The sequence below is a fragment of the Streptomyces sp. NPDC002324 genome (assembly GCF_053593335.1).
In genome coordinates this window covers 56,763-72,285 of sequence record NZ_JBSFCF010000030.1, presented here as the reverse complement: position 1 = coordinate 72,285, position 15,523 = coordinate 56,763, and the positions used below count along the sequence as shown (strand labels likewise).

Below are 15,523 nucleotides of genomic sequence, written 5' to 3'. Positions count from 1 at the left end.
CCGGCCCGGCCACCACCGGGTGTGGTTCTCGGCCTTCAAACGGGCGACCTGGGCGTCTCGGGGGGCCGGGAGCGTGCCCGCTCCACGCCCGCCACCATTGCCGCAGAACTCAGCCGGCTGAACGGTCCTGCGCGCTGAGACTCTGACCCGCATCTTCTGGTGTGCAGTGAGCATGCAAGGATCACCAGCGATCGCTCGCCCACAAAAAGGGGGAACAGTGCCGCAGGCCAAGAGGGCAGTCCACGGCATGTACGTGCTCGTGGCCGTAGGGACCATGCTCGGATGCGGCGCCGAGGTGGACAAGCAGCACAGCCCGACCCAGGACGTCATGACGTCGGCCAAGGCTGGCAGAATCCTGGACAAGAAAGCGGTAACCGCAGTCCTGCCCGGCCCGGACGATGTTCCAACGGGCTGGACGCAAATCGTCCCGCCCGAGTTCCAGGGGCGCAAACCCGAAGACGGTGTCATGGCTTTTGGGCGCCGCGGCTACGCGGCACCAGACGACGTGCACGGCGGCGTCGGATTTACTCTCACGTCCTTCCAGAGCCGGGCCAGGGCTATCGATGCGTTCACCAAGGAGAAGTCGCAGCTGTCGAGCGGTCATCTGGGATCCGCGCAGATCCGACATGTCGATGCGGCCTTCACCGCCTCGTCCTGCGTCAGCGAAAGCAACTGCAACACCTCGATCCACGTACGTGTGGACTCCGTCTACGCCTTCGTGAACGTCAATACAGGCGGCCCCGAGGCGGCAAACCCTGAGATCTTGAACGCCGTCACCCGCATGTTCGTCCAGCGCATCCGGCAGGCGCAGGCAGGACAGCAGGCGTCAGCGAAGTCCTCCTGACTTCGGCGTTTTACTGACTTTGAGCTGCCCCGAGTTTCGTAGAGTCCGGTGATCTTGTTTCAGGCGGACTGCGGGACTCGTTCCTGGCGCTGCCAGAAGTCGCGTTCGTACTCGGCGGGTGGCACGTAGTCGAGCGCGGAGTGCAGGCGTTCTTCGTTGTACCAGGTGATCCACTGGAAGATCGCCCGTTCGACCTGGGCGGGGTCCTTCCAGGGGCCCTGCATCTCGATCAGCTCGGCCTTGAAAGTGCCGTTCAGTGCCTCGGCCATGGCATTGTCGTACGAGTCCGCGACGGAACCGACCGACGCGGAGGCGCCGATGTCCGCGAGCCGGTCGGTGTAGCGAATCGACACATATTGCGAGCCCCTGTCGCTGTGGTGAATGAGGCCGGAGTCCTTCTTGATGCGTCGGCGCCAGAGTGCCATCTCCAGGGCGTCCAGGGGCAGTTCGGTCCGCATGTGGTCGGCGATCTGCCAGCCGACGATCATCCGTGAGTACACGTCCAGGACGAACGCCACATATGCCCAGCCCGACCACGTGCGGACATACGTCATGTCCGCCACCCACAGCTGATCGGGCCGCGCCGCGGTGAAGTTGCGGTCCACCAGGTCCGGCGGTCGGGGCGCCGACGGCTCCGGGATCGTGGTGCGGCGCCGCCGGCCACGGATCACGCCCTCCAGGCCGCGTTCGGCCATGAGCCGCTCGACGGTGCAGCGGGCCACCTCAACACCCTTGCGCCGCAGGGCGCGGGTGATCCGACGGGCCCCATACGTGCCGCCGGACTCGGCGTGGACCTGCTCGATCACCGGCACGAGCTGTTCGTCGCGGAGCCGGCGGGCCGACTTCGGCCGCTTCTTGCGGGCGAAGTATGTCGACGGCGACAGGTCCAGCACCCGGCAGACGGGATCGACCCCGAGACCGTTGTCACGCAGGTGGTCGATCACCTGCTCGGCCTCGTCCGGGGACGGTCGATCTCCTGGGCAAAAAACACCGAGGCGGCCTTGAGAATCTCGTTGGCCCGCCTCAACTCCGCTACTTCTTTGCGGAGTTGTCTTAGCTCGTCGTGCTCGGCGGTGGTCAGCCGGTCGTCGCGTTCGCCATGGTCGGCCTCTGCCTGGCGGACCCAGCCGCGCAGGGCCTCCTTGTGGATGCCGAGGTCCTTCGCGACGTGCGCGATCGGGCGGCCGGTGGCGCGGACCTCGCGGACCGCCCGCTCACGAAGTTCATCGGGGTACTTACGGGGTGCTGGCATGGTGCTGGTGGATCTCCTTCGCCAGGACCGTAACCCTGGCATCAGGGACTCCACAAATCTCAGTACAGCTCACTGTGTGTTCTCGAACTGGACCGGTTACGCCTGCACATGAGCCTGTACAGCACGTAGGCCTTGGTCGTGAGGCCAAACAAGGCGTACCGATACCCGCAATTCGGCAGCGCAGGCCGGACAGCAGTGAGCCGAGCTGGCAAGCTGATCTGATGAGCCGAGAGCATGCCTATCAGGGCCGGAGCGTCATGTGGGGGACGGTCCTGCCATCACGAGTTGTGTACTTGATCAAGGCGGGAAGCACCGAAGGTTTCCGCCAAGCAGTCCAGGCTGCGTCGGCTCGTTGGGGTGGCATCTGCGAGCTCATTATCGAGGTTGATCCCCTCACCGGAGCGACACAGTCGGATCAGGGTCTCGTTGCTCGCGCAGCGTTGGAAGCTGCCGTCCGTGTGGACGTCTCAGAGGAGTCGGCGCTGTCAGCAGCGAAGGCACTTGGCCTCCCTCTGGTCGAGATCACAGATCTTGAGGTCAATGCGGCCACGCGTTACTGCTATCCCGTCTCAGCTGTCGCTGGCGGCGACCATCTCCTCATCGCTCAGAAGGACAGCCCCTTGTGGCAAGTAGCCGCAGCTGGGGACGTAGTGGAGGAACGGTCGTTCAGGCCCTGGGTTCGGCGTCCTCGAGACGGCTCGGAGATTGGGTTCTTGCAGGATCGGCTGCATCAAACTCTCCTTGAGGACGGTGCATCACAGTTCGAGGAACACTCAACCGAGAGTGTGGAGAACACCTCGGCCGCTATCTGGCTCGTGGACGGCAAGGACCCGCTCATGGACTGCGTGGAGTTCTGGAACCTACGGGCCCTTCGCCCACGCGGCCGTTCAGGACGCATTCCTGTGCTGCTGCTGCCCTATCCCGAGGTCGAGGCTTGGCACGATTACGCCCGTCGGATTCATGATCTGCTGGGCCGTGCCGGTGAGCGCAGCATCGACGTAGTGCTGCGCAGCAACAGCGTGCCGGCGCAAGAATTGCGCCGGCTTGCCGAGTCCTGGGGACTTGAGGAGCAGGTCGGCGAGACGCTCAGTTTCGGCTACCCGGCCTCTTGGGAAGGCGGCGCCACGCGAAGTGCCCCCTTCACGTACCGAGTCGACACCGACCCCTCTATGTGGTTGGCAGCTCGGCGCGAGTGGGGTCGTCGCCAAGACCTCGACGTTCACGTCTTCACGGACCGCCCCACGGGGGTACGTTTCCGCTCGCCGGTGCGCTTCCAACAGACTGTCCAGGTGCTGGTGCGGCTGGCGGGGGAAGCCCTGGATGGCCTGCCACGCCGTCCCGAGACGGCCCGGAGTATCCATCCACACGCACGGTGGCGCGGGGACCATCTGCAAATCGGAGTCATCACAGATGATGACGTCGTCCTCGAATTGCGCCTACCCTCCCTTGAGGACGCCACGACACACTTGTTGGACAGTCTCACCGAGAAGTGGGAGTTGTCAGACAAGGGCCGGATGGCTGCAGCCATGAGGCCGCAGGAGGCGTCTGAGGCGCTCCTTGAGCCGGGTCTATACGACGTCGTGATGCAGCTGTTCACTCCGCGCAGCAAGGAGTTGGCGAAGGAGCTCAGACGGGCAGCGGTCAACGACCGCGATGAAGCAGCCCTGCTTGAACTCGCGCAGGCCTGGGGTGGCCGCGCTCGACGGCGTTACCGTAAAGCTGCTGACATCAACCTGCCTGCCTCGGCAGTGGTACCGGCTGAGGTCGCTGAACGGCTGTGTGTGTTGGGCTGGGCAGAACGCGGGCTGGAGACAGCCTGCCAGCGTTGTGGCTACAAGTCCTTCGTGCCCCTGCCTGCTGCAACTCCCAACGCCTTGTGCCCTGGCTGCTCAACCCCTGCTCGCTACACATCGGATAAGAACGGACCCATCACTCACTATCGGCTTGACACCTTTGTCGATCAGGCTGCCGATCAAGGCGTCCTCCCTCATCTCATGGCGATCGCCTCACTTAACCGCCTCCAGCCGCGCTCGCATTTCCTTCCTGGAGCGAATCTGCAGGTCAGTGGCCATCCCTCGCGTGAAGTCGACATCATCGGCACCTTCGATAGCCGGCTGCTGGCGGGAGAGGTGAAAACCAGTCCCGGTGACTTCACCGCAGAGCAGATCACCCATGACATCGGCATCAGTCGCAGCGTCGGAGCCGACATCCATCTCATGGCTGCCGTCCATCCCATTGGTCCAGACAGCCGTGAGCTGGCGGAGAGGCACTGTCAGACGCACGGCATGACGCTTCTGGTGCTCGACAGCCTCAGGGCGCCGATCGCCCACACTCCTCAGTGAACAAGGCTTCGCTGCACCGGGACATCTCGTGAGCTGGGGCAGGCGGAACCGGCCGCACCGCGACGATCCCGACCGAGGACCAGCCCGAGTCCAACTGATCACCGGAGCACTTTGAGACGCTCCAGAAGCCTGGCCGCAGTGGACACCGATCAACTGCCTCGGGCGGTCAGGAGCTGGCCTGTGACGGCGTAGGAAGACGGGTGGTGGTTGGTCAGCGGCTGGTCTCGAGGTCGTTGAGGACGGCGAGGACGGGTCCCCAGCACATGCCGACGGTGTCGCGGTCGGGTGTGACGCCGCGTTCTCGTTGTTTGCGCAGGTGGACGAAGTTTCGGTATTCGCGGACGATCGCCATGAAGTCGTGGGCGTCCATCTGGATCCAGTCGCGGGCGCGGGCGGTGTCCAAGAGGAGGGCGAAGCTGGCGCGTTCGGGGGCGATGCGTTTGCCGCCGAGGGGAAATCCCTGTTGTTGCAGGGTGGGGTCGCGGTGGGTGAGGACGTCGAGGAGAAGGGCTTCGGTGAAGCTGCCGATGCCTATGAGGGCCAGGCCGTAGGCGCCGTGGTGTTCGCAGATCTGGGTCTCGGTGATGCGTGCCATGAGCTGAGTGAGGAAGTCTTCGCTGCTGACGAGCGGGCGGATGCGGTCTTCGAGGTCGTCGGGGGCGGTGAAGACGGTGGTGTGGCCGTCGATGTCGAGTTCGCCCAGGACGGGGCGGTTGGAGACGTAGGTGACGGCGAGGTGCTCGGCGGCGAGGTGGATGTTGAGTTCTTGGCGGACGAGGTCGGCGGAGGTGAGGCCGTCGTCGTATTCGAGTGGGTCGCAGATGCGGCACAGCAGCCGTCGGACGGCGGCCGGGTCGTCGGAGCTGGTGAGAATGTCAGTGAGCCAGGGGATGCGGGGGGAACTGTCGTAGTCGACGGGGTTTGGCCAGGCGGCGCGATGCAGGAGCTGGGTGAGTTGGTAGCCGCGGCGTTCGAAGGGGCCGTCGATGTCGACGATGAGCCGGGCGGCGCGTTCGAGGGTGAGAGGGTCGAGGGGTTTCAACGCGTGTGCTCCTTGTCTGCGGTGTGCTGGGCCTGTGCGAAGGCGCGGGTGAGGCGTTCGACGATGACGCGGCCGCGTTTTTTGAAGCCGAGTTCGGTTAGGGCCTGGGTGATGCGGGCGTCGCGGTCGAGTTGGAGTTCGTCGTGGAGCAGCCAGGTGGCGAGGTTGAGCAGGTCGGTGTCGGAGTAGTCGCTGATGCGTTGGCCGTCGGGCAGGGCGGGGCGGGGGCCTCGGGTGTCTGGGGGCTGTGGGGGTGCTGCGTGGTGGGGGGCGGGTTCGGTGGGGGGCGGGGTGTGCTCGGCCTGCTGTGCGGCGTCGTGCCAGGAGGTGAGCAGCCGGTCGAGTTCGGTGTGGGGGTGGGTGAACCAGTCGGCGGCCCAGATGCGGTGGAAGCGCCATCCGAGCCGTTCGAGGTGTTCCTGGCGCAGGCGGTCGCGGTCGCGGGCGCTGGGGGCGCGGTGGTAGCGGTCGCCGTCGGTTTCGACGGCGAGGATCATTTGGCCGGGGCGGTCGGGGTGGCCGAGGGCGAAGTCGATGCGGTAGCCGGAGACGCCCCATTGGGGTGTGACGGGGACGTGGGCGGCTTCGAGGGCGGCGAGGACTTGTAGTTCGAAGCCGTTGAGGGCGATGTCGGTGTGTGCGCTGCCGGTGCGGTGGAGGTCTCCGCCGTGGGAGCAGTATTCGAGGAAGGCGCGGAGCATTTCGGGGCCGCGGTTGCGGGTGGTTTTGAGTTTGCTGGGGTCGAAGTCGTGATGGGTGAAGGAGCTGACGACGGTCATCGACTGGCGGGCGCGGGTGATGGCCACGTTCAGGCGGCGTTCTCCGCCGTCGTTGTTGAGGGGGCCGAAGGTCATGGACAGTCGGCCGTTGGCGGATTTGCCGTAGCCGATGCTGAGGATGATGGCGTCGCGTTCGTCGCCTTGGACCTGTTCGAGGCTTTTGATGAAGAAGCGTCGGCGTGGGCCGGCGTCGGGGCTGAAGAAGGCTTGCAGGTCTGGGTGGTCTTGGAGGGTTTGGCGTAGGGCGAGGTCGATGCGGTCGGCGTGGCGCTGGCCCATGGTGATGACGCCGAGGCCCAGTCGGGGGGTGTCGGTGGCGTGGGCGAGGGCGAGTTCGACGACGCGGTGGACTTCTTCGTCGGATGAGCCGTGTTGTCCGGGGCGGGTACGGGCGTCGACGGTCTCCAGGCGCAGAGGGCTGGCCTGGGTAGTGCCGGGGAAAGTGACGAGGCGGCCGTCGTAGATGGTGTGGTTGGCGAAGGCGATGAGACGTTCGTCGCGGCTGCGGTAGTGCCATTTGAGGGTGTGGACGTGGGACAGGCGGCTGCAGAGCATGTCCAGCAGCGATTCGAAGGCATCCGGGGTCGCGCCGTCGTCGGCGTCGTCGCCGGTGTGTTCGTCGGTTCCGCTCAGGACGCGGTGGAAGAAGGTGGTGGGGGGCAGCTGGTGGGGGTCTCCGGCGACGATGACCTGCCGGGCGCGCATGATCGAGGTGATCGCGTCGTGGGGCAGGACTTGGCTGGCCTCGTCGAAGATGACGACGTCGAACAGACGGGTGGCTGGCAGGACACGGCTGACGACGAGGGGGGACATGGCCCAGCACGGTTTGGCGGCCAGCAGGACGTCGGGAGCTTGGTTGACAAGCTTGCGCAGCGGCATGTGCCTCGATTTGCGGTGGGCCTGGGTCCGTACCAGCGTGCTCTGGTCCGGGTGGGTGTCGCGGGCTTGTCTGAGGCGGGTGGCGACTTCGTAGCGCACGCGTGCGGGGTTGGTGTCCCGGTGAGCGCGGTCGTTGCAGGCGAACTGCTCGATCGCGTGGTCGTGCTCGTCGCGGGTGAAGGACCGCAGGTAGGAGGAGTGCATGCGTGCTTCTTCCAGCACGGATGCCCACCACAGGTGGCGGAACATGCCGACGGCGGTGTCGGCTGAGGTGTCCGTACGGGCCAGTTCGTCCAGGAGGCCGCCGAGCCCGGCGGCCTCGAGCCGGTCGGTGAGCTGGTTGAGTTCGGGCATGCGCAGCAGGGTGTCGCGGTCGTTGTCGAGGCGCTGAATGGTTTTGTCTATGTCGTCGGTGGGTGCGGTCTCCCAGCCGAGCCAGCGCACGCACAGGGCGATCGCGGCCAGTTGGTTGCGCAGCTCGGTGAACTCGGCCATGACGCGGGAGAGGCCGGGGACGGTCCAGGGGCTGGTGCTGTCGACGGTGGCCTGATGCTGCCAGCGGGCGTGCTGGCTGGCAGCGGCAAGGAGGGCGGTGTGGAGCGCGGCGCGGTCGCGCTGGCCGTCCTTGGCCAGACTGCGTGCCCTTTTGACGAGTTTGCGGCGCTGCCACCAGCCGATATGCCGGTTGTTTTGTTTGCGCCAGGCGCCGTCCGCGGTGGCAGCAATGAGGTCGTCCAGGCCTGGGGCGAAGACGGCGGCCTCGAAGCGGGCCAGTGTTGCAGTGACGTCGTGCAGCAGGGTGAGCAAGCTCTGCCAGCCTTCGATATCGTCGGCGCGGCGCAGGCCCGCGGTGTCCACCAGCTTCTCGAGGGCTCGGCGGGTGTCGGTCAGGGCGCGGCCGGTGAGCTGGTCCAGGCCCGTCACCACGGCGCGCAGTTCGTCGTCGGTGCGGGCGCTTGTGTGGGACCAGGGTGATTCTCCGCGGCGGACCCGGAGGCCTTTCTTAGCGACGAAGGCTCGCAGGTCCTGTTCTGTGCGCCGGTGCTGCTCGCCGTTCAGATGGTGCAGGGCACGGCCGCGCAGGCGCAGGCGGGTGTGGTGATCGGGCGGGCTGCCCATCAAGTGGGTGATCAGTTGGTGGGCGCTGATCTGCCAGGGTGACAGCGGCTGGTGGAACTCCTCGATGTGCTGCAGAGCCAGCTGGCGGTAGTGGGTCAGGTTGGTGTGCAGGTCGGCGGGGCGGGGCGGGGTCTGCCGGCCGGCTCGGTCCAGCGCCTCGTGCAACTGCTGGGCGATCTGGCGGCGGCTGAGCTTGGTGCCGTGGAGGTCGAAGACCAGCCCGTCCAGGTCTACGCGGGCGAGATTGTCTGTGACCGCCTCGATGGCGGCGCGTTTCTCCGCGACGAACAGGATCCTTTTCCCCTGGGCGGAGAAGGCGGCGATCAGGTTGGCGATGGTCTGGCTCTTGCCCGTGCCGGGCGGTCCTTCGATCACCAGATGGGATCCGGCCAGGGCGGTGCTGATGGCCTTCTGCTGGGAGGCGTCGGCATCCAGGACCAGGTATTCAGAGCGGGGCGCGATGTCGTCGGCGCCGGCCGGCATGCGCGCGCCGTTGTCTTCGGCCAGGGCACGGTTGGCTTCCCGGTCTCCGGCCAGGGCGGCGATAACAGGATGGCTGGCCAGCAGGCCGGTGGCGCCGTTGAGGTCTTTGACCATGGGCAGCCGGTCGAAGCTGAAGACGCCTGCCACAAGGCGCTCTTCCCATTCCACTGTCAGGCCGCTGCGCGTACAGGCGGCCTGGAGGATCTCGTAGGCCAGGCGCGTACGATCGGCGGGATCGGCGCACTCCTCGACGGCGGTGGCTATTTTGTCGGCGAGCGCCTCGGTGTCCGCGTCCAGGCCGTACTGGCGGCTGAGGGCATACAGCAGCACTGGGTTGATCTCCGTCTCGCCCGCCGTCTCGAGGACGAAGTCGTTCTCGGTGGCAGTGCGTGGCTGGATGGCCAGCGGCTGCAGGAGCAGCGGGGCACGCAGCGCGGGCACGGGTGCCTTCCCGCGGGTGGCGGGGGGTTCCACGCGCAGCAGGCCCAGGGCGAGGCGCCCGGCTTCGATGCCTTGTTCCTCGTCCAGTTCCACCATCTTGCGGCGCAGGCTCCGGGCCCGGCCGCAGGCCGCAGTGTGATTGGCGGCATCAGGGAAAAGGCTGATCAGCCGAGTCTTGCGGCCTGCCAGCAGGGAGGTCACCGCCTGCGGCGCGGCCGCGGTGACATCCAGGGACGCCGTCTTGGTGTCCTTGAAGTGCAGCAGTGTGTTGTAGGGGCCGAAGTCGATCAAGGCGTCGGCCCACTCCTGTGCCCGGGCGGCCACCATCTGCCGACGCGCCTGCCCCACGATCGCTTCCACGTATCACTCCCCGGGCTCAAACGGCTGCCAACCCGGCCCGCGCAGCACCGGAGCCCGCCTTTTTGAAGCGAACAGACCAACATAGAGAGACCAAGGCACCTTGGAACAGGGACAGTTGGAGCGCGCATGGGGCGCGAAAGAAGCACAAACGGCGCAGCACAGGCGCGCGGAGGACAGCATTCCGCGCACGGATCGCTCGGCGTGCTCGCGGAGAGGGCCGTCGAACGCGGCCCAACCGCGGATACGGCCCTGCGTGCCCGAGGATCAACAGCCTGGTCAGCCGGCTCCCGGCCGCCTAACGAGAGAGCGGTACGTGCTGGTGCGGGCCCATGGCAGATGCGGCCGGTGGATGGATCCGTGCCCGCTCTTACCGGATAGCCTCAAAGCTGCGTGGTCCCGCCGGCGCTCCAGTCGAGCGACTCCCGTAGCCCGAGGAGGTACCCGCCATCATGTTCACTCCCGAGGAACAAAAGGCACTCGCCGCCCACGCTGCCGCTTTGGATCTCTCCGCCAATGAGTACATCCGGCAGACGGTGGCCGACCGGGCTCTGTCCTGGCACCGTGAGCAGGACGCCTTCCGTGCGATCGCGCAGCGGCGCGGCTGTACCGTCGGGAAGCTGTTGCAGCGCGGTTCCTTCAGCGACGACAGCATCTGAGAGGCTTGAGTGGGTCACTGGCCACAGTGGATGGCGCTTCGCGGTGGTCTTGTCGGTGGCCGTGGGAGCTGATGGCTGACCCCCGAACAGTGACGTCCTGCCCGCTGATCGTCGCGGGGCCTACTCCCCGCAGACGACGGGCAGCAGAGAACCAGCCGAACGGAGGGCTTCACAGCCCGGTCGAGGCCTGCGCGGTCACTGCGGCGACGTGGGCTGCCACAGTGACCCGTGCAAGCGGCCCGGTTCAGCTTCCGTTGACGCCGACTTGGCCGGGGAATCGTGTGGTGGGATCGAGTTGGCTGAAGGCCCAGCGGACGAGGTCCTTGCTGAAGGTGAGGTTCGGGTCGTCGTCGAGGGTGTCCTGAAGGATGACCGTGAGATTGGCCCAGGTGCGGAAGCAGCCGTGTCCTGCACAGTCGTCGATCCACAGCAGTACTTCGTCCTCGACGCCGTTCCAGAGTCGGTGGTAGCCGGGGATGACGGTGAGGATCTCGGCTGGGGTGAGAGGGCTGAACTGTTGCCAGCGGTGGACACGTGAGTGCAGGGCACTGCGGTGCAGGATCTTTTGGCGGGTGTTGCCGCTGCCGACGAGGACGGTGGCGAGGCTCTTCGCCGATTTACTGTTCTTGTCCCACAGGTCCCGCAGGTATTCGAGGGCGGTGGGCCCCAGGTGTTGCACTTCGTCCAGCAGGAGGAGGTGGAAGCTGCTGGCCAGTGCCTGTCTGATCTGGTCGTCGCAGATGTGGGTGGTGTTGACCGGTGCTGGACCGGGGAGGTCCAGTCCGTCCCACAGTGCTGCTCGGATCTGTGCCATGTGAGGTGCCTGGGCGAACTGCAGCAACACGGTGGCGCCGGGGGCGAGTTTGCGGCAGGCGGCGTTGACGGCGAAGGTCTTGCCCAGGCCGACCTGTCCGTGGATGCAGATCATGGCCTTGCGGGTGATGGCTTTGCCGACCAGTGCTTCAGTGAGCAGGGCGGCGTCGGTGGCGACGGGAGCGGCGCGTTCAAGGCCGAGGAAGTGGTCATCGGCTTCTTCGGGGAGTCGGCCAGCGCGGAAAGGCGTGGTGGGCTCGGTGTTCATTGGCTGCCCTCGTCAGAGTGGTCGGGGCGGTCAGCGTCGGTGGGGCTGGTGCGGTCGACGTCGGTGGGGCTGGTGCGGGGTCGGGGCACAGCCCAGCCGTCGGTGGGTGGGGGAAGGGGCAGGAAGCCGGGCAGAGCTTGGGTACTCAGGTCAAGGCCGCCCAGGTCACGTAGTTGCTGGATGGCCTGGTCCTGAGTGATGGCGTCCAGCCGGTGCGTGGGGCCTTTGTTGACGGCTGCGTAGCGGGCTTTGCGGCTCTTCTCTGCCTTCTCCTGGCGTCTGCGCAGTTCGTCGGCTTGGCGTCGGCGGGCGCGGTCCAGTTCGCGGCGTACGGCTGGGGGTGCCTGGTTGGCCATGACGGCTGATCCGAGGTACTGGCCGGTTGTGGGGTCGTAGAGTTCGACGTAGTGATCGTGGTGGGGCATGTAGCGCAGGTGGACTTTCTCTCCGACCTTGCCCACCATCCAGGGGGCGAAGTAGTCGCGGCTGCGCCAGCGGACGCCTTTGCTGGTGATGGTCAGCGGCTTTCCGAGGCGTTCCAGAGTGAAGGCGTGGATGTCCTTGGCGGTGACGGTCCTGATGGGGGTGGGGTCGGCGGCCCATGCCTGGGCGGGGGTCTTGTCGCCCAGATCCTTGATGGTGTGTTCGGTGTTCCACTCCCGTACCCAGTCCAGGAGCAGGGCGACGAAGACCTCAAAGTGGAGCAGTTCCCGGTCGGGGTCGATGGGTTTGCCGCCGGGCAGGGTGGGGGCTTCGGTGTAGCCGGGCATGTCGGCGAAGAGCGTCTTTTTGACCGCACCGTTGACCGCCTCGACGGTGGGCTTCAGGTCGGGGCGGCGGGGCGGCAGGACGATGAGTTCGGTGCCCAGCAGGTCCATCGCTTCACCGACGGTCTTGCAGAGGAAGTCTTTGCCGCCGTCGACGCGCATCCGTTGGGGTCGGCCGCCGAACGGGCCGTGTTCGGAGGTGGTGAGTAGGGCGTCGCGCAGGGCGACGAGGATGCTTTCGCGGCTGGGGGTTTGGGGGCTGACGGCCAGGCCGCAGATGCCGTCGGTGGCGCAGTCGACGAACCAGGTGATCCATGGTTTGCGGATGTGGCCGTCGATGAGGACTTTGACGCTGGCTTCGACGTGGTCGGTCTCCCAGGCGTAGTTACGGTGGTGACGTTCGCGTTTGCCGAAGACATCGAAGCGGCGGCGTGCGGCTTCTCCCCGGCGCAGGCCCGCGAGTTGTCCGCGGTTGAGTTGGCGGTGTACAGCGCGGTGGAAGGTGGCTCGGCCAGGCACTTTCGGCAGAGTGGGGTCTTCTTTGCCTTCTGCGGTCAGTTCGAGGTGGGCGCGGCTGACGTTGCCGAGCCTGCGCGCCAGTACGTCGAGCATGTGGTCGGTGAGTTCGAAGTGTGGCCGGCCAGCCGGGGTGTAGGTGCCGCCGTTGGCGCGGGCGTTGTCGATCCAGCGGCGCACGGTGCGGGTGGTGACGCCATGGGCCTGGGCGATGGCGGCGATGCGGCCGCTGGTGGCGGTGTGTTCGGCGGCGTCTTCCAGCAGCAGGCGTACGGCCAGGGCACGGAGTTGGGTCGGGTCGGGAGGTGGTGGGGGCGGGGGCGGGTGCTTCATCAGTTCCTCGTGTGGTTCTGGGCTGGGTGGCGGGGCGGGAGTCAGGCGGGGGCGAGGGTGAGCAGGCCGGCGCCGTATGACTTGCCCTTGCCGATGCCTTCGCGCAGTGCGGTGGCCAGCAGGTCCGGGTCGGTGATGGTGGCGGTGCCGTCGAACTGGGTGAGTTTGTAGAAGGGGGCGGGCCGTTCGGGGCTGGGGAAGGGGCTGCTGAGGGCTTCGGTGGGTCCGGTCAACTGCAGGCCGGCGGTGCAGGCCCGGCGCTGCCACCATGCGTGTGCGTCGTGGCCTTGCAGGCTGGTGATCTTGCCTCTGGGGCGGCGGCCGGTGACCGGGTCGGGTGGTGCGCCGGTGGGGCGGTACGCGGTGGGGGCGGCGGTGATGCGGTAGCGGACCGGCAGCCCGGGCGTGAGGGCGGTCAGCATGGGGGTCAGGTCGCGGGTGGCGGTGGTGCCGTAGCCGCCAGGGAGGCCGGTCAGGTTGGGGGTGTCGGCGGTCTGCACCAGGAGTACGGGGTCCAGGCCGGGCTCGAGGCGGAACAGCAGCCCGCCGTCTCTGCGGGGCGTGGGGCCGGCAGGGTGGGCGAGAAGCCGCATGAGGGTCTTGTGCATTCCTGGCCGGTTGGCGAGATCTGAGCGGGCCAGTCGGTGACTGCGGTTGACGACGATGCGGGTCAAGGTCATGGGCATGCGGTGTCCTTGAGGATGTAGTCGGCAAGCGCCGTGATCGGCTGGGTCCCTGCGTACAGGGCGGCTGGCAGGTGTTCAGTGGTCTGCCACAGCGGCCGCAGCAGGTGCGTGCGGGATCGGGGGGTGAAGTCGGCGGGCTGGCTGGGGCTTTCGCGGTACGGAAGGTCGCCGGGGGCCGGGGGGTGTTCATGGATGAAGGTGACCGGGATGTGGGTGGCGTCCGGATCGGGTGGGCGTGGAAGGCTCAGCGGTACCGCGGTGCGCAGCTGGGCCACCGGGTCGGGGATGTCGGTGTGGATGATCAGGGGTTCGTCGGGCAGGCAGTTGCGTCGGCCGAGGTAGGGAGAGAAGCGCGGCTCGGTCAGGGTGTCGGCGATGTGCTGCAGCAGTGGCGCAGGTCCTTGCACGGCGACGGTGAAGACGGCTTGGGCGAGGTAGTCGCGGTAGGTGACGAGGGTTGATTTGGCCTGGCTGCGGTATCCGCCGGCGGCGGTGCGCAGGCCTGTGCCGTGGGGGCGGCCGCCGCCGGCGGTTTGGAAGTCGCGGTGGAGGGTGCCGTGCCGGTCGATGCGGAGGGTGAAGACCAGGTCGTGGTGGCTGGGGGTGCCGGGCAGTTCCGGGTAGGGGTCCAGGGCCTGTTCCCGGGGGCGGCCCTGGGCTGCGGCGAACATGCCGATGAGCGCGGAGCGGGTGGGGAAGGCGGCGGTGTCGCGATGGGGGAAGGCGGCTGTTTCTCCCCACGCCTGCAGCAGGCCGGCCAGGCGCAGTACCAGCCCGCGGCTCATGCCGTGTCCCCGGTGAGGTGGGTGGTGGGGTGGAGTGCGGCGGCGGCGCAGGCTGCGGCCAGGTCCTCGAATCCGTCGTGACAGGTGCCGAGTTGGTCGATGGGGTGGCCGGCGGTGGCGTGGCCGTGCGCGATGCGGCGGCGGGTGCCGACCAGGCGGTCGATGGTGGCGGCGTAGTCGGCCAGTGTCTGCCGGGCGGGGGTGGTGTAGCCCTGTCCTCGGGCCGTCACGGGCTGTTCGAATGCCGCGCCGTAGGAGATCGGCCGCCGGTCGCGCACGACGTAGTGGACCAGGTCGGGTACGCCGTGAGGGGCGGTGGAGGTCTTCTTGCCCTGGGGCATCGCCATGGTGAACGTCCAGACGAACAGGTCGATCAGTTTCTGTGCGGCGGCGGTGTCGCCGTCGAGGCTGGTGGTGAGTGTGGTGACGTTGACGGTGGCGAAGCGGTAGAACACCCCTGCGGTGAGGAACGCGGTCTCCAGGTGGGCGCTGCCGGCCTCGCCCGGGCGGGGCCAGTCCTCGACGGCGGTGAAGAAGTCCGGTTGCAGGCGGGCGTCGTGGACGGTGAAGGCAGGTGCCATCTGCACGGCGCCGTCGACGTGTCCGGTGGGAATCTCGGCGAGCATCCGCCCGAACAGGTTGATGGTGGTGGTGCGGCGGGTCAGCTCGGCGGCGATCTGTTTGGTGGGCAGGATGGGTGGGGCTTGCTTGCCGGTGGTGTTCTGGTCGGCCAGGGCCTGTTCGAGTTCGCCGCGGTGGCCGGTGCAGATCTGCAGCAGGCGGCCGGTGACGTCGGCGGGCAGGTAGAGCATGGCCTGGGTGCGGTGGCCTTGTTGCGGGTTGGTCTTCAGCCCGCCGGTTTTGGCGCTCAGGGCGACCTGCGCGGCGGTGAAGTCCGCCAGGTCCTGCGGCCAGCCCTGCCGGCGCAGGGCGTCGGCGAGGACCGGGGGGACCATGCGGGTCCGGGCGGCACTCTCGCCGAGTTCTTCCTCCATCTCCAGGCGCACCGGCCGTTTCCAGGCTGCGGAGGAGACCATGGCGCGTTCGGCGTCCCCGAATTTGATCGTTTTGGGGTGGCCGCTTTCCCCGCGGTTCAGGTTGGAGGCGGTGACCGGCTGGAGGACGTGGAGGTCGAGGAAGCGGGAGCCGCTGGTCATG

The 15,523-nt window shown here is 67.3% G+C and carries 11 protein-coding genes; 3 read left to right on the top strand and 8 right to left on the bottom strand.

Annotated elements, in window-relative coordinates; translation table 11 throughout:
* Nucleotides 1-217: 217 nt before the first annotated feature.
* Nucleotides 218-844, top strand: coding sequence for a hypothetical protein (locus ACWCRJ_RS31590; RefSeq protein WP_450942502.1), 627 nt, complete (start codon nt 218-220; stop codon nt 842-844).
* A 59-nt stretch (nt 845-903) separates the two neighbouring features.
* On the opposite strand, the gene ACWCRJ_RS31585 is transcribed toward ACWCRJ_RS31590, so the two are convergent.
* Nucleotides 904-2,096, bottom strand: a protein-coding gene (locus ACWCRJ_RS31585) for an IS3 family transposase (protein ID WP_275454074.1) whose coding sequence is annotated in 2 segments (ribosomal slippage) — nt 904-1,832 and nt 1,832-2,096 — 1,194 coding nt in all. Because the reading frame shifts where the segments join, the coding sequence is not laid out codon by codon here.
* 713 nt (nt 2,097-2,809) lie between these two features.
* Here ACWCRJ_RS31585 and ACWCRJ_RS31580 point away from each other — a divergent pair.
* Nucleotides 2,810-4,438, top strand: coding sequence for a hypothetical protein (locus tag ACWCRJ_RS31580; RefSeq protein WP_450942501.1), 1,629 nt, complete (start codon nt 2,810-2,812; stop codon nt 4,436-4,438).
* Nucleotides 4,439-4,649: 211 nt separating this feature from the next.
* On the opposite strand, the gene ACWCRJ_RS31575 is transcribed toward ACWCRJ_RS31580, so the two are convergent.
* Entirely contained in the window at nt 4,650-5,480 is an 831-nt protein-coding gene (locus tag ACWCRJ_RS31575; RefSeq protein ID WP_450942500.1) for a hypothetical protein, read from the bottom strand.
* Nucleotides 5,477-9,541 (bottom strand): AAA domain-containing protein, encoded by a 4,065-nt coding sequence (locus ACWCRJ_RS31570; RefSeq protein ID WP_450942499.1) that lies wholly within the window; start codon nt 9,539-9,541, stop codon nt 5,477-5,479. The genes ACWCRJ_RS31575 and ACWCRJ_RS31570 overlap by 4 nt, the downstream gene beginning before the upstream one ends.
* A gap of 449 nt (nt 9,542-9,990) precedes the next feature.
* Here ACWCRJ_RS31570 and ACWCRJ_RS31565 point away from each other — a divergent pair, with 449 nt between their 5' ends.
* The gene (locus ACWCRJ_RS31565; RefSeq protein ID WP_450942498.1) at nt 9,991-10,197 is read left to right on the top strand and encodes a hypothetical protein; all 207 of its coding nucleotides are present in this window, start codon (nt 9,991-9,993) and stop codon (nt 10,195-10,197) included.
* A gap of 244 nt (nt 10,198-10,441) precedes the next feature.
* Here ACWCRJ_RS31565 and ACWCRJ_RS31560 read toward each other — a convergent pair whose 3' ends face one another.
* From ACWCRJ_RS31560 to cas7e, 5 genes are read right to left on the bottom strand one after another with little or no spacing between them, the layout of a single operon-like run.
* Complete coding sequence (locus ACWCRJ_RS31560) at nt 10,442-11,278, bottom strand: AAA family ATPase (RefSeq protein WP_450942497.1); 837 nt, start codon at nt 11,276-11,278, stop codon at nt 10,442-10,444.
* A complete protein-coding gene (locus ACWCRJ_RS31555; RefSeq protein ID WP_450942496.1) occupies nt 11,275-12,894 on the bottom strand; it encodes a Mu transposase C-terminal domain-containing protein in 1,620 nt (539 codons plus the stop codon). The genes ACWCRJ_RS31560 and ACWCRJ_RS31555 overlap by 4 nt, the downstream gene beginning before the upstream one ends.
* Nucleotides 12,895-12,935: 41 nt before the next feature.
* Nucleotides 12,936-13,580, bottom strand: coding sequence for a type I-E CRISPR-associated protein Cas6/Cse3/CasE (locus tag ACWCRJ_RS31550; RefSeq protein WP_450942495.1), 645 nt, complete (start codon nt 13,578-13,580; stop codon nt 12,936-12,938).
* A complete protein-coding gene (gene cas5e / locus ACWCRJ_RS31545) occupies nt 13,571-14,365 on the bottom strand; it encodes a type I-E CRISPR-associated protein Cas5/CasD (protein WP_450942494.1) in 795 nt (264 codons plus the stop codon). Before cas5e ends, ACWCRJ_RS31550 begins: the two co-directional genes overlap by 10 nt.
* Nucleotides 14,362-15,522, bottom strand: a complete 1,161-nt coding sequence (gene cas7e / locus ACWCRJ_RS31540; RefSeq protein WP_450942493.1) for a type I-E CRISPR-associated protein Cas7/Cse4/CasC — start codon at nt 15,520-15,522, stop codon at nt 14,362-14,364. Before cas7e ends, cas5e begins: the two co-directional genes overlap by 4 nt.
* Nucleotide 15,523 lies beyond the last annotated feature (1 nt).

Coding starts and splice junctions, on each gene's coding strand:
- ACWCRJ_RS31550 (WP_450942495.1), bottom strand. CDS start 13,580: ATGCCCATGACCTTGACCCGCATCGTCGTCAACCGCAGTCACCGACTG.
- cas7e (WP_450942493.1), bottom strand. CDS start 15,522: ATGACCAGCGGCTCCCGCTTCCTCGACCTCCACGTCCTCCAGCCGGTC.
- ACWCRJ_RS31560 (WP_450942497.1), bottom strand. CDS start 11,278: ATGAACACCGAGCCCACCACGCCTTTCCGCGCTGGCCGACTCCCCGAA.
- ACWCRJ_RS31555 (WP_450942496.1), bottom strand. CDS start 12,894: ATGAAGCACCCGCCCCCGCCCCCACCACCTCCCGACCCGACCCAACTC.
- ACWCRJ_RS31565 (WP_450942498.1), top strand. CDS start 9,991: ATGTTCACTCCCGAGGAACAAAAGGCACTCGCCGCCCACGCTGCCGCT.
- cas5e (WP_450942494.1), bottom strand. CDS start 14,365: ATGAGCCGCGGGCTGGTACTGCGCCTGGCCGGCCTGCTGCAGGCGTGG.